Genomic DNA, 14633 nt, shown 5'->3' on the forward strand with positions numbered 1-14633 from the left:
TCAGCGGGCCGCCGTCGCCGCGAGTGCGTGGTCCCAGAGGCGGTCCGCGGCGACCGGGTCCATCGACCAGTCCGCGACGCCCGCCGTCGTGCCCGCGCCGCCCGGCACCCGTTCGGCCTCCTGGTTGTCGGAGGAGAAGTACCGGCCCGTCACGCCGTCCAGCAGCGGGGACGCGGCGAGCAGCACCGAGGTGGCCGCGCCCTGCTCGGGGGACTTGTAGTAGTCGGGGGTCAGCAGGTTCCCCTCGTCGTCCATCGCGCCGAGCGCCCGCATGGCGTCCGCGTCGAGGTGCCGCTGCAGGTTGGTGTGGATGTAGCCGGGTTCGAGGGCGTTCGCGGTGATGCCGTCGGCGGCCCAGCGACGGGCGATTCCGACCGCGAGCAACACGTCGGCCGTCTTGGACTGCGCGTACGCGACCCACGGGTCGTACGGACGACGCTCGAAGTGCGGGTCGTCGAAGTCGAACGGCGCGCCCAGCTGGGCGCCGGAGCTCACCATGACGACCCGGGCTCCGGCGGCCCGTCGCAGGTTCTCGTACAGGCCGGTGATCAGCGCGAAGTGCCCGAGGAAGTTCGTCGCCAGCTGCAGTTCCCAGCCGTTGGCGGCGACCCGGCGGGTGGGCAGCGCCATGATCCCGGCGTTCGCCACGATCGCGTGGACCGGCCCGGTCCAGCCGGCCGTGAACGTGCGGACCGAGTCGAGGTCGCTCAGGTCCAGGGGCCGCTGCCCGTCGCCGGGGTCGCGGGTCGCGACGGTGACCTCGGCCCCCGCGTCCCGCAGTGCCCGGACGGTCTCCAGGCCGATCCCGGATGCGCCGCCGGTGACGATGATCCGCCGCCCGGTGAGGTCCACGCCGGCGAGGACTTCGGCGGCCGTGGTCCTGGCGTTGAACGGAGTGGTGATGCGTGTCATGACCACAACGGTAGGAACCGGGCGTTGGACGCGGAATGGTTCAGGGTCCACCATGGTTGCGTGAGCGTCCAGCAAGCCGATCCCCTCGAAGACGTCCTGGCCCTCGTCGGCACGACCAGCCGCCTGTCCGTCAGGCTGGTGGCGGGCGGCGAGTGGGCGCTGTCGTTCGAGCCGCCACCGGCGGTCAAGTTCAACGCGGTGCGCCGCGGCCACTGCCTGCTCACCGTCGAGGGTGTTCCGGAGCCGTTCGAACTGGCCGAGGGCGACTGCTTCCTGCTCACCCGGTCGCGTGCCTTCACCCTGGCGAGCGGTCCGGGGGTGCGTCCGGTCCCGGCAGGCCCGATCTTCGCGGCGGCCGACGGCGACGTCGCGCGGGTCGGCGCCGACGAGGACGTGGTCCTCATCGGCGGCCGGTTCGACTTCGGGGAGCGAGCCAAGGAACTGCTGCTCGACGTGCTGCCGCCGGTGATCCACGTTCCCGGGCACACCGCCGAGGCCGCGACCGTACGCTGGGCGCTGGAGCAGATCGACGCCGAGCTGCGTGCCCGGCCGCTCGCCTCGACCCTGGTCACCGGGCATCTCGCCCTGGTCATGCTGATCCACCTGCTGCGCCTGCACCTGGCCGGTGCCGGGGCGGAAGCGGCGTCCGGCTGGATGGCCGGGCTCGCCGACCCGGTCGTGGCGCCCGCGCTGCGGGCCATGCACGCCCGGCCGGCCCACGCCTGGACGGTGGCCGAGCTGGCCGGGGTCGCGGCGGTGTCCCGGTCGACGCTGGCCGCCCGGTTCAAGCACGTCGTGGGGCAGGGGCCGCTCGAATACCTGACCGCCTGGCGGATGGAACTGGCCGCCGACCGTCTGCGCCGCGGCGACGACACGGTGGCGATGATCGCCCGTGAGGTCGGCTACGGCTCGGAGAGCGCGCTGAGCAGCGCGTTCAAGCGGGTCACCGGGGCATCCCCGCGTGAGTTCCGCCGCCGGGACCTCCGCCTCCGGCACGGCGGACGGGAACCGGCGTCCCCGCGTGAGTCCCGCCGCCGGACCGGCCCGGCGGGTGACGGGCGGCCGTGAGACGGGCGGTCATGAGACGGGCGGTCATGAGACGGATGGTCGTGTGACGGCGAAACGCCGGGCGGCCGTGAGGCGGCGAAAACGCCGGGAAGCCGTGGGACGGCGAAGACGCCGGGCGGCTGTGGGACGGCGAAAACGCCAGGAAAAGGCGGACAAGCCGGTGTTATCGTTCCAGGGCCGGCCGCGGGACTTCGGTGCGACTTCCGGAAACGGCTGTGAAACGTTGGCTTGCAGTTCGTGCCTCCACACCCCGGCCGGCGCCGTACCGTCGCGACCACCGAGAACGGGGCGATCACCGTGGCCGCTGAGAGCACGGAGACCTTCGCGGACCTGGTCGCCGCCGAGGACGTCCTGCTGTTCGTGAACGCCGCGATCACCTCCACCGGGCAGAGCGAGTTCCACTCCGGCGCGGGCGAGCAGAGCCTGTCCCTGGCCTTCCTCCACGACTACATGGTCGGCAACTACCGCGACCTGTACGCGGCCACCCTCGCTCTGGACGTCAACCACCACAACGCCGCCCGGATCATCCGGAACCTGCTGGTCACGGCCGCCGAGGCGGACCCGGGACGACGCCGGGCCGAGGGACGTCTGATCGCCCGGCGGCTGGCCCTGCTGCCGCCGCCCCGGGTCTACCGGCTGTTCCACGAGCTGCGCCGCGCCCGGGTCAACAACCGCCGCACCAGGGCGATCATGCGGGACTGGCTGGCCGCCCGTCCCGACCTCGCGTTCGACGCGGTGAAGTACCGCGGAGCCGTCAAGACCGCCTTCCGTCACGCCCACCTGGCGCCGGGAGGGGAGCTGGGCACGTTCCTGTTCGCCCCGCACCGCAAGGCCGCCTACGCCACGCCGATCCTGGAGAGCTGGCGGCAGGCCCACCACCGCAAGGCGGCGATCTACGACCTGCCCTACACGGTGGCCGAGGGGTTCGCGGCGAAGCACGGCATCCCCCGCGCCGCCTTCCTGGAGCGCATCGCGCCCCGGCTCACCCGGCTGGAACGGCTGCGCGTGCAGGAGTCGGCCCACACCCTCGGAGCGGAGGCGGCGCGCGCCGACCTCACCACGATGCCCCTGACCCGGCTGGCGTCCTACGTACTCGGTCTCCCACTGGACGACCGGGTGCGCCGCCGCGCCGAGCTGACGGAGGCGCTGCGCGCGGCGGCCCGCCGTACCGCGGGGGAGCAGGCCGGACGCTGGGGCCGGGTGGCCGCCGTGCTCGACGACAGCTTCTCGTCGTACGGCTCGGCGCAGAAGCGCCGCCGCCCGCTCGCCGTCGCGCTGGCCTGTGACTTCCTGCTGGAGGCGCTGGCCTCGCGGTACACGCCGCTGTGGTTGTCGGGCCGTACGGACTCGCTGCTCGTCCGCCCCCACGGCGCGACACCGCTCGGCGAGCGCGTCCTCGACGCCCTGGAGGCCCGGCCCGAACGTCTCGTCATCGTCTCCGACGGCTGGGACAACGCGCCGCCCGGCCTGGCGGGAGAGGTGCTGCGGGTCTGGCGCACCCGGCTCGACCCGGACGGCGCGTGCGGCGTCGTGCACCTCAACCCGGTGTACGACGCCGCCGCCTTCGACGTGCGGCGACTGGCGCCCGGCGTGCCGACCGCCGGGATCCGCGATGCCGAGGACCTCGTCGCCCTCGCGGAGCTGGCCCGGTTCGCCGAGGGCCGCACCGGGCTGCCGGAACTGCGCGCCCACCTGGCACGCCGCGTCGCGGCCTTCCTGGGCGCGGAGCCCCCGGGGGCCGGGGAGCTTCCGAAGACGGCGGAGCTTCCGGGTACGGCGGAGTCCACGGAGACCTCGCAGTCCCCGGAGCCCTCAGAGACGGCGGACCCGGTGCCGGACGAGGGCGACCGGACGGCCCGTACGACCGGGGAGGCAGGGGAGAACGCCCGGCGGACCCCGGGGGAGGACGCATGACGGAGGAGCTCACCCTCACCGGGCTCACCACCCGCCCGGCACAGACATGGGGCGGCGTGCGGCTCGTGCCGCTGGTCCGCGACGAGCCGATCGAGGACCTGCGGCTCGACGCCCTCCTGCACGACGACCCCGGCCTCGACGAGGACGCCCGCCCCGACGCCTTCCGCGGCCTCGACGTCGTCGAGGTCAGGCCGCGCAGGCACTACGTCTCCTACATCCCGCACGCGTTCGTGGCGACCTGGACGTCCGACGGCACGCCCGCCGCGGCGTACGGGACCCAGCTCCGCGACCCGGCGAAGAACGGTGCGCCCGCGCCCCGCCGCATGCCGCTGCGCTTCCACCACCGCATGGTCCGCCGCGAGGCGCGGAACCGGCTGCGCTTCATGCCCCAGCACCTGGCAATGGAGGGTTACCTGGCGCTGCACTTCGGCGGACCCGAGATCGCCTGGGAGGAGTGGTCGCGGCGTGCGATCGACCACGGGCTCTCGCCCCGCGCCGAGGAGGCCTACACCGGCGTCCAGGTCCGGGGGCTGGCGGACGCGCTGCGCGTCTTCGAGATCCACCCCGGCCAGTGCGGCGTCGTCGTCTACGCGGCCGACGCCCTCGCCGCCGCATTCGTGGTGCCGCACCCCGCCGACTACCGCGCGCTGCACGCCACCCTGGTCCACGACCTGTACGGCGAGCTGATCCACCACTACGCGACGCTCACCATGCCGGTGCCCGACTTCCGCGCCCGCGTCGTGGACGCCGAGGTGCGCTCGCTCGCCGACCTGCGCGCCGCGGCCCGCCGCCAGACGGAGGAGTGGGCCGCCTTCCACGACCGGACCATGGCGGCCGACCTGCTGGGCCTGGGATACACCCGCCGGAAGGTGTACACGATGGGCCGCTACCGGCTGTCCCGTTTCCTGCCGCCCTTCGAGCCGCAGCGGGGGAACCACATCGGCGAGCTCATCACGGACGAGGACGGCCGGCTGGCGTACCTCAAGACGTTCCGGCTGTCGCAGAGCCAGGTACGGCGCGGCCGCCTGCTCAACGACCTGGCCGTGTGCGAATGGAACCTGGCCGCCACCGCCGCCGCGCTCGGCGTGACCGAGCCCGAACTGGGCCTGCGCATCGAGGACGCGGGCTTCGGGCACCTGCTGCGCCAGGACATCCTCGACCACTACCGCGCCCACGCCCGCCGCTCGGACCGCGCCCGCTGACCTGTACCGCGTCCCCGGCGGGGAGGGCGGGCCGTACCGGGCGCGGGTGCCGGACGGCGAGCCGCGCCGGGCGCTCGGCTCCGGTCTCCGGAGCCCGCCACGGGCCCGCCCTTGACCTTGTCACCGGCGTCACGGTCTAGCATCGCGGTCCTTCGGCCCCGAAGGGGTTCCCTTCGGTCCCGAAGGAGTTCCCTCGGCGTCGAAGGGGTTCCCTCGGCACCGAGGGAACGGACACCATCGATGAACGGACACGACCGATGACCATCACCGCCACCCCCGGCGACCGCGCGTCCCTGCTGGACCACGACCGGCGTTTCTTCGACGCGCTGGTCACCGCCGACACCGCCGCGCTGGGAGACCTGCTGGCCGGCGACTTCGTCATCGTCGCCGTCAACGACGGCGCCGTCGCCACCGCGGCCGACCTGCTCGGCGCGATGTCCTCCGGAGACCTCCGGTTCCCGGCCGTGCGGTCCTTCCCGGAGGAGGCCGTCGTCCGCCGCGTCGGGGACGTCGGCATCGTCGTCGGGCGGACCGAGATGAGCTTCACCGGCGACGACGGGACGGCCTTCACGGCCGGCAGCCGCTACACCCACGTCTTCGCCGCCGACCCGGCCGGAGGCTGGCGCCTGGTCTCCGCCCAGGGTACGGAGATCAAGCCGGCGCCGTAGCCGGGTCCTGCCGGAGCGGCCCGGCACACGCGACCGGCGGCATCCCCCGGAACCGGCCGGCATCGGGACATGACCGATCGCCGGTCGGCGCCGGGGTACGACCGATCGTCGGCTGGCCTCCGCGGACGCGTCGTGCTACTAATTGGACGAGTGACCAAGTCGTTCGACCAAGGCGATCGTCCGATGAGAGAGGCGGCACGAGGGTGAAGACGTCGGCGGAGCGCGGCCGGGAGGTGCGGCGGAAGCTGCTGGACGCCGCGGCCGAGCTCATCCCCGAGCGGGGGTGGGCCGCGGTCAGCACGCGGATCCTGGCCGAGCGGGCGGGTGTCGCACCCGGCCTGGTCCACTACCACTTCCCGTCCCTGCAGGCGCTGCTGAGCGAGGCGGCCCTCGACGTCATCGGCGGCGTCGTCGCGCAGACCGGTCCGCTGCTGGAGCGGGCCGAGACCCTGGACGACGGGCTCGCGGCGATGTTCGGCGCGCTCGACGCCTTCACCGGGAGCGACCCGGTGTCGGTGCTGTTCACCGAGACCTACCTCGCCGCCGCCCGGGACGAGGACCTGCGCCGCGAGTTCACCGCCCTGGTCACCCGGTTCCGGCGGGAACTGGCCTCCTGGCTCCGGGCCCGCGGACAGGAGGAGCCGGAGGAGACCGCCTCGGTGCTGGCCGCCGCCCTCGACGGGATGATGCTGCACCGGCCGCTGAATCCGGAGCTGACGTCGGCGGCCGTCACGACCGTCCTGCGCCGCCTCCTCACCCGCCCCGGAATCCGCCCAGGCACCCGCCCCGGAGGTGACGATCGCCGCGCCCGACGATGAGGCGCCGACCGGGTCCCCGTACCGAAGAAGCCGGAAGGATCGAGATGAGAAGAGCAGTGATCTGCGGGGCCGGCATCGCCGGCCTGGCCGCCGCCCAACGCCTGGACGCCCACGGCTGGGACGTCGTCGTGGTCGAGAAGGCGCCCGGCCCGCGCAGCCAGGGATACATGATCGACTTCTTCGGGCTCGGCTACGACGCGGCCCGGAGGATGGGGACGCTGCCCCGTCTGAAGGAACTCGGCTACCGGCTCGACGGGGTGCGCTACCTCGACGAGGCGGGCCGTTCCCGCGCCCGCCTGGACTACGAGCGCTTCGGCCGCGTGCTGGACGGCCGGCTGCTGAGCGTCATGCGCCCCGACCTGGAGCTGGCGCTCCGCGAGCAGGTGGAGGACCGCGTCGACCTGCGCTACGGCAGCGGCGTCACCGGGGTCGAGAACCTCGGGGCCGCAGGGAACGGTGGACGCGGCGGGGACGGCGGACGTGGCCGGGACGGTGGGGGCGATGGGGGCGGCGGGGCCGGCGTCCGGGTGACGCTCGGCGACGGCACGACGCTCGACGCCGACCTGCTGATCGGCGCCGACGGCGTCCACTCGGCCGTGCGGCGGCTGGTCTTCGGCGAGGAGGAGCGGTTCCTGCGGTATCTCGGCTTCCACACCGCCGCCTACGTGTTCGACGACCCCGAGATCTACAAGGCGGTGGACGGCCGCTTCTGCCTCACCGACACCGTGGGCCGGCAGATGGGCCTGTACGGCCTGCGCGACGGCCGGGTGGCGGTCTTCACCGTCCACCGCTCCGCCGATCCCGCCCTGCCGGAGGACGCGCGGGAAGCCGTACGGCGGGCATGCTCGACCCTCGGCTGGCTCGTCCCCCGGGCGCTGGAACGCTGCCCCGAGCCGTCGGAGGTGTACTACGACCAGGTGGCCCAGATCGAGATGCCGCGGTGGAACAGCGGCCGGGTGACGCTGCTCGGCGACGCCTGCGGCGCGGTGTCGCTGCTGGCCGGTCAGGGCGCCTCGCTCGCCGTGGCCGGCGCGTACCTCCTCGGCGAGCGGCTCGCGGCCGCCGACCCGTCGAGCCCCGCGGCCTCCCCGGACTCCGTGGAGTCGGCGCTGGCGGGCTACCAGGAGCAGTGGCTCCCGGTGGTCACCGAGAAGCAGAAGGTCGCGCGGAGCGGGGTGGAGTGGTTCCTGCCGTCGTCCCCGGCGCGGCTGCGGCTGCGCAGGATCGCCCTGAGGCTGATGAACCTCCCCGGCCTCGACAGGTACTTCGGCACGGCCCTGATCGGCAAGTCCGGCGCCTCCCTCGAATCCCTCAGCGGCTCCCGCTGACCGGTGACGTCCTGGAGTCGCACGCCCCGGACCGGGGTGAAAGAGGGGGGAGATCCGGGGGCGGACGCCGCCGAGGATGTGAAGCCCGCTCTCGGGTGTGGAAGCGGACGCGCCAGGTCAGACGGAATCCAGGGGGTGTGGATCAGGCTGCCGGGCTCCGGCTGACGTCTTCGTGCCCGGGAAGGTGACGGCGACCGCCACCGCGACGACGACGGCCAGCAGCGCGTCGAGCAGGAAGACGAAGTCGAACCGGAAGTGATCCGCGATGACGAGGCCGAGCACCGACCCCGTCATCAGACCCACCATGGCCGCCACCAGGGGCGCCACGGCCGCCGTCCACACCCGAGTGCCGGGGAAGGCGCCGGTCATGAACATGATGCCTGCCCGGATCACGACCGCGGCGGCCAGGCCCTGCAGCACCCGGCCACCGATCAGCACGCCGACGTCGGTGGCGAAGGCGCACACCAGGGACGCGAGGAAGAAGGCCGCGAGCCCTGAGATGAGCAGGCTCTTGCGCGCCTTCAGCGGAAGAACGACCGCGACGAAAGCCAACAGATACGAGTAGGTGATGCCGAACTCTGAGGTGGGGGGAACCGCCAGGCCGTCTGCGAGCGCCGGTCCCAGCGCGTTCAGCACGGTCACATTGGTCGCGAAGAGAAGGACGGCGAGGGTGAATGAGGCGAGCATCCATCGGCGTCTGGTCATATCCCGAACTCTAGTGATCGGCTGGTGATCGTGGTGAGAAGTGACCGATGCCCGGAGCCGGCCCCTCCCGAAAGGCCCCGGCGCGGGTCCGGGCGGGTCTCCGGAAGAGGGGGCCCTCTCTCACTCACCGGCCCGGAAAAGGGCATCCCGCGGTCCACATCGGACAGGCGTCCTCATGGCCGATCGCTTTTCTACCGGTCGGAGATGTGCGCACGGTGATACGCCTCGACCACTCCTTCGGGAAGACGGCCGCGCTCGCCGACGGCGTATCCCTGGCTGCGCGCCCAGGAGCGTATCCGAGCCGTGGTCGATTCCGCGGATGAACCGGTCAGGGGGACACCCGTCAACGCGCCGGCCGTCAGCGTTCCCACATCGTCGAGCACATCGAGTCCGTCGAGCAGGTCGTCGAGCCGGTCCCAACCGTCCTCTCCCGGCAGAGCGAGCGCGTTCCACGACGAGGACGCGCCGCCACTCTCCTCGCCCGCGACCTCGCCCGGCCGGATGCCCCGCCGGTCGAGCTCGGACCAGAGGGGTTCCAGGGCGGCCTCGGGGTCGAAGTGGAACTCGCTCTCACGGACCCGCCAGAACCGCCAGCCCGCGCGCTTGAGCTCCCGCTCCCGGTCGAGGTCGGCCTCCCGCTGCTCGGGCGTGCCGTGCCAGAAGTCGCCGTCGCACTCGACCGCCAGACGTCCGCCCGCACCGCTCACCACGAGGTCGATCCGGCGGCCGTTGACCTCCACCTGGGGGACGACGTGGTAGCCGCGCTCACGGATGCGCAGGAAGACCCGCTGCTCGAAGAGCGAGTCGAACTCCGGATGGGAGACATCCGGGGTCACATCGTCCAGCGTGGCCGAGAGCAGCGCCGACGGGGGGTTCAGCAGGTAGGTGAGCAGCGATCTGCGCAGGCAGGCGGGAGAGAGCAGGTCAGGCGTGACGGAGTGGAACAGCCACATCTGGTCCTTGGCCCGTGACGCGGCCACGTTGAACCTGCGCTGCCATTCGGTGCTCGTCAGCGCGGACCGTCTCTCGGCGACCACCATGGACAGGAACACCACGTCACGCTCGTCGCCCTGGAAGTCGGGCGGCGTCCCGACGCGCAGCCTGCGCTTCTCCCACTCCTTGGTGTCCAGCCGGTCGAGCAGCATGCCGTGGATGAGCTGCGCCTGCGCTCCGCCCTGCAGCACGACGACGCCGAAGGTCCGCTCCCGGTAGGCCGGATCCTCCGTACAGGCGAGGATCCGCTCCACGATGGCCTCGGCCTCGGCGAGGTTGCGCAGCCGGGTCGTCGTCCCCTCGGTCACGGCGCCCGGCACGTACTCCGTCCGCAGCGGGGGCAGCCGGTCGGCGCCGAACTGCCGCAGTGGCACCAGCGGCTCGTCCGCGTAGAACTGCCGCGAGGAGAAGTCGATGATCTCCGGCATGCACCGGAAGTGCTCCTTGAGCCGCAGCACCGAGCCGAACCGCGTGGCCAGCAGGTCGAACAGGCTCGACTTGGGGGTGAACGCGTCCCGCAGGTACGCCGGGAGGTCCGGCAGATAGCTCGACAGCTTGGCGAAGATCGGTGCGAGCTCGCCGTGGCTCACGGTCGAGGGCGCGCACTGCTTGTCGTCCCCGACGACGATGACCCGGGGAGCGAGCCACAGCAGGAAGAGCGCCTCGATGCTCGCCTGGCTGGCCTCGTCGACGATGACCACGTCGAAGGAGTCCCGGACCGGCGGGATCGTCTCCAATACCTGCTGCAACGGCATGATCCAGGCAGGTACGGCGTCGCGGGCGTGCGACATCGCCTCGCGGGCGAGCGACTGGAACTTCGCGGCGTACCGGCCGGTGCCCTTGCCGAGCTTGCCCATGTGGTCCTGGTAGGAACGCAGCGCCGTGGTCTGCCGGGAGTTCATCCTGCTCAGCGCCGCCTGCCAGGACTGCTCGGCGGCGAGCTCCGCGGTCAGTCTCATCTCGCGGGCGGTCGCCGACTCCAGCTCGGCCTCCAGCCGCTGCTCCAGGCCGGGGCGGCGTTGCTCGGTGAAGAACGTCTGCGCCTTCGCCCACGCCCACGCCCTCTCCCACGTGGAGAACCCGGGCCGCCACGACCCGGCCTCGGACAGCAGGTGGAGCAGCGCCGGATGGGCGGCGCGGACCCGGCCGGCGAGCTCGTCGCAGTGCCGCTGCTCGGCCTGCTCCCGGTGCGCCTCGGTGAGCGCGTGCAGGCACCGCCGGTAGGCGGCGTCGTCACGTACGGCCACCGCGTTCGCGGCCTCGACGAGCTCTGGGGCGGGGGTGCCGAGCTCGACCTCGCGCCGCAACGCCGCGTGCAGCTCACCCAGCGCTGAGGTGGCCCGCGCGGCCTCGGCCCGGAGCCGTACGGCACGCAGCGCCGCGGCATACGCGGTCCAGTCGGCGGGCGTGCCGAGTCTGACGTGCGCGCCCGCCATGGTGAGCAGCCGCGTGGTCTCCGCCACCGCCGACAGGACGTGGCGCACCTGGCCGAGCCGGTCGAAGGCGTCCCCGAGCTGAGCCACCGCCCGCTGGAGCGGTACGTCCTCGGGGAACTCCACCCCGACGAGCCACCAGCCGCGCCGCAGTTCGGCCGCGGCGGCCCGGCCATCGAACTCCGCGACGACCAGCGACAGCAGCTCGGCGTTGGACGGGGGGATCCCGTCGACCAGCGTCCCTTCCAGCCATGGCGCGGCCCGTTTCTGCACGGCGGGCCTGAAAGGGCCGCGCTTGAGCTGGTTGCCTGCGGCGAGGTGGTCGCGCAGCTCCCGCATCGCCTGAAGGTAGGCTCCGGTCGCGCCCGGCGTGTCCAGCGGCGGGTGGCTGATCGCCCGGAACCCGACCGTCCTGACGGCGTCCCTGGCAGCGGCGAGCCGATCGGCGTGTGCGGCGAGTTGTTCCCAGACCGTGACCTCGCGTCCGGCCAGGCCGTCCCGCAGCGCACGGACCGTCCAGTCCTCGGAATCCCAGGCCGCCGCCTCCTCTGGCAGGTCGAGCCGGTGAAGACGCGCGGCGACGTCGGCCGCGATCCCCTCCAGCCGGGCGAGCAGGGCGGGGGTGAGGTGCTCGATGCGCCGGGAGACCTCCGTCTCGGCCTGCCGCGCCACGTCGTGCGCGGCGGACTCCGCCGCGATCAGGCCGTTCAGTCTCTCCACACCCGGCAGGGAGGCCACGTCGGGAAGGCGCTGGGAGAGCCGGGCCTTCCGCCGCGGCGTCTCCCCGGCCAGCAGGGTGATGAGTTCCGCCGCCTCACCGACGGTGATCGGGGCCGCAGGCGGCGCGGAGGCGGGCAGCGGTACCGGCATCCACGAGCACTCCGCCGCCTCCTGCCGCAGCCGCCGCGCGATGCCGGCGAGGGTGCCCGCGTAACCGGTCGCGACCTCGGGGTGGTGGTAGGTCTCCGACTCACGCAGAGCCCGGATCCGCTCGGTCAGCTCCGCGGTGGCACGGCGGGCGCCTTCGAGCTGACTCCGCTTCTCGGCGATGCCCCGGGCCTGCCGGGCGGGGTCGAAGGAGGAGAAACGGCCGGACAGCGCCTTGACGCCGCCTTCGAGCTCCGCCGAGCCGCCGCGGCCGAGGTCGGTCATGGAGACGCACAACGCGGCGATCTCCGCCGGGAGCTTGTCCCGCAGGACCCGCAGCGCCTGCGCCTTCTGGCTGGTGACCAGCACCCGCTGCCCCTGGGCGAGCAGCGCCGACAGCAGGTTGGCGATGCTGTGGGTCTTCCCCGTCCCGGGCGGCCCCTGGACGACGACGCCGTTGTCCGCCCCCAGCCGGGTCATGATCGTGCGCTGCTCGGGGTTGGCGGGCAGTGGGAACAGCGGGTCCTGTCCGAGGACGTCTCCTGAGACGGCCTTCCTCTCCGGAAGCTCCCGGAGGAAGGCCATGCGCTCCTCCGGTTCGAGAGAGCCGACGAGCTGGGCCAGCCCGAGAGGCGTCTGGGCGTCCGGGCCGGTCAGCGCGGAGATCATCTCGTCGTAGTAGGAGATGAGGGAGCCGTGGTCTCGCTTGCGCAATACGAGCGCGGGCGCCGGCCGTACCTCGGTGGGGCCACCGGACGCCTTCCCCGGCGCCCAGTCAGGCAGGAAGCGGGGCGTGGGCCTGACGTCGAGCCCGCGGTCGCACCATGCCTCCAGCAGACCGGTGACGCCGCTCTGCAACCCGGTGGCCTCCCCCTCCCGGACGCGCCGCCGCAGGGGGTCGGTCCGCTCAGGGGTGAACCCGTCGAGGTCGGCCAGAAGCTCGCGGTCCTGCAGGGCCGGCGCCGCCTCACCCAGCAGGACGTCGACCCGCTCGGTATCCGGATCCACCCGCAGGTGGAGGCGGGTCGCGATCAGGTGGTTGCGGATGCCGACGCCACCGGGGGCGGCCCAGGACAGCAGTCCGGTCGCCAGCACCAGCTCCCACTCGTCGTCGATCTGCCCCAGCTGGTTGGCGATCGAGTAGAGGTCGCGGTGCCAGCGCTGCTGCCGGACCCGCTCCCGCTCCCGGTCCGCCCACGCCCGCCATAGGGGAAGCCACGTCTCGTACGCGGTGACCACGTCGGGCCGGTCGTCCTCGGTCTCCGGCCGGGACACCGGGCGACCGTCCTCTCCGGGCTCCTCGATGAGCCCCGGTCCGGTCTCCGACAGTTCGGGGGCGTCCAGCTCGGGGTCGATGAGCTCGTTCGGCCGCAGCCAGCCGTGGAGTTCCTCGGGTGGGGACGGGTGGGGGACGCTCCGGACGTGGTCGACGGAGAGGAGGACCTCGCCGGGCCCCGCCTCCGGACGGGGCCGTACGGCGTCGGGCAGGTCGACCAGCCAGAGCACCTGGCCGTGTTGCCGGACGTCTCGAACCGGGGCGCGGCGCGCGGTCGCCAGGTCGCGGAGGAACTCCACCAGGCGCGTGGTGGAGTCGATCAGACGGGGGTCCCGGGCCCGGGACTGCTGCGCGCTCACGCGGCTTGTCTCCTTCACGTCGTACGGCTCGTGCTCGCCGCATGATGTCCGTGCGAACCCGGCCCCTCCCGCCCAGGTGATCGGGCGGGTGGCGTGATGCTAGTGGTCGGTGATCTCTGATTGTTGGAACGTTCCCGGAATGAGATCACATCGGTGGACTCATCACCGCAGCGCCACCTGCGTGCCGCCGGAGAAGAGCGAGTCGTGCAGTTCGATCGCCTTGATCTTGAAGTCGTCGGGGACGTCGAAGAGCAGGATGCCGCTGACGCCGTTGCCGGGATTGATGTTGTTGAGGAAGGCGTTGGAGTTCTTCAGACCGAGCACGGCGGCCCCCGAGTCGGCGTCGTACTCGCGGCCGGCCGTGTCGATGAGCTTCTGCGCGGAGTCGAGGAACATCTGCGCCTCGTCGCCGATGTTCCTCACGGTGACGTGCACGAGGACGTACTGGCCCTGGGCGTCGGACCCGACGTACTGGTCGCCGACGCGCTCGACGCCCTTCTCCACCTTGGTCACGGTGAAGGAGAACTTGCCGTCCTTCACCGTGTCGCCGATGCCGGCCGCGGCCTGTTCTCCGGCTTTCCCGTCCTTCCGGTCCTTCTCGGCTTTCCCGGCGGGGGCGGAGACGCCGACGTCCGATCCGGGGGAGTCGCCGCCCCCGCCGCTGAGGAGCACACCGACGCCCACCAGGACCAGCCCGGCCAGGAGGACCACAGCGACGACGAACGCCCGCAGGCAGCCACCCCTCTTCGGCGCGGCCACGAACCGGGGGTGGACGGGCGGCGGACCGTACTGCGGCGGCGGGCCGTACCGCGGGGGCCGACCCTGCGGTTGGGGGCCGTGCGGGGGCTGCTCGTTTCCGTGCATGACGAGGGCTCGCTTTCGGGGGACGCGAGTGAATGGACTCTCGGGGGAACGCGAGTGGATGGACCGGGCGGCGCTCGCACGCCGCCCGGTCCTACGAGTTAACCACACTGTGAATTGAGTCAACAATAGCAAATCTGGTTTCCGGCGTATGGTGTGTATCGTCTTCCTCTGGTGGATCTCCCCTCCATCTGCTTCAATCTCCGCCCAAGCCGAACGAACCCCCGTG

Annotated in this window: 10 protein-coding genes; 6 read left to right on the plus strand and 4 right to left on the minus strand. The window is 72.6% G+C overall.

What is annotated here, in order from left to right; all coding sequences use genetic code 11:
* Complete coding sequence (locus ACZ6W9_RS16330; protein WP_389960124.1) at positions 1-912, minus strand: SDR family NAD(P)-dependent oxidoreductase; 912 nt, start codon at positions 910-912, stop codon at positions 1-3.
* A 60-nt stretch (positions 913-972) separates the two neighbouring features.
* Here ACZ6W9_RS16330 and ACZ6W9_RS16335 point away from each other — a divergent pair, with 60 nt between their 5' ends.
* From ACZ6W9_RS16335 to ACZ6W9_RS16360, 6 genes are all read left to right on the plus strand, one after another.
* A complete protein-coding gene (locus ACZ6W9_RS16335; RefSeq protein ID WP_470118372.1) occupies positions 973-1980 on the plus strand; it encodes an AraC family transcriptional regulator in 1008 nt (335 codons plus the stop codon).
* Between the two features lie 237 nt (positions 1981-2217).
* Positions 2218-3894, plus strand: a complete 1677-nt coding sequence (locus ACZ6W9_RS16340; RefSeq protein ID WP_470118570.1) for a hypothetical protein — start codon at positions 2218-2220, stop codon at positions 3892-3894.
* Entirely contained in the window at positions 3891-5096 is a 1206-nt protein-coding gene (locus ACZ6W9_RS16345; protein WP_470118374.1) for an ARPP-2 domain-containing protein, read from the plus strand. The genes ACZ6W9_RS16340 and ACZ6W9_RS16345 overlap by 4 nt, the downstream gene beginning before the upstream one ends.
* Before the next feature lie 257 nt (positions 5097-5353).
* The gene (locus ACZ6W9_RS16350; RefSeq protein ID WP_470118376.1) at positions 5354-5764 is read left to right on the plus strand and encodes a YybH family protein; all 411 of its coding nucleotides are present in this window, start codon (positions 5354-5356) and stop codon (positions 5762-5764) included.
* Positions 5765-5967: 203 nt separating this feature from the next.
* Positions 5968-6582, plus strand: coding sequence for a TetR/AcrR family transcriptional regulator (locus ACZ6W9_RS16355; RefSeq protein ID WP_389960132.1), 615 nt, complete (start codon positions 5968-5970; stop codon positions 6580-6582).
* 44 nt (positions 6583-6626) lie between these two features.
* Positions 6627-7910: an FAD-dependent monooxygenase gene (locus ACZ6W9_RS16360; protein WP_470118378.1), complete on the plus strand. Its 1284-nt coding sequence runs from the start codon at positions 6627-6629 to the stop codon at positions 7908-7910.
* A 117-nt stretch (positions 7911-8027) separates the two neighbouring features.
* Here ACZ6W9_RS16360 and ACZ6W9_RS16365 read toward each other — a convergent pair whose 3' ends face one another.
* From ACZ6W9_RS16365 to ACZ6W9_RS16375, 3 genes are all read right to left on the minus strand, one after another.
* Positions 8028-8615, minus strand: coding sequence for an MFS transporter (locus tag ACZ6W9_RS16365; protein ID WP_389960136.1), 588 nt, complete (start codon positions 8613-8615; stop codon positions 8028-8030).
* Between the two features lie 191 nt (positions 8616-8806).
* The gene (locus tag ACZ6W9_RS16370; protein WP_470118380.1) at positions 8807-13543 is read right to left on the minus strand and encodes an AAA domain-containing protein; all 4737 of its coding nucleotides are present in this window, start codon (positions 13541-13543) and stop codon (positions 8807-8809) included.
* Between the two features lie 162 nt (positions 13544-13705).
* Entirely contained in the window at positions 13706-14407 is a 702-nt protein-coding gene (locus ACZ6W9_RS16375; protein ID WP_470118382.1) for a DUF4352 domain-containing protein, read from the minus strand.
* Positions 14408-14633 lie beyond the last annotated feature (226 nt).

The sequence above is a fragment of the Streptosporangium sp. NPDC053982 genome (genome assembly GCF_055585205.1).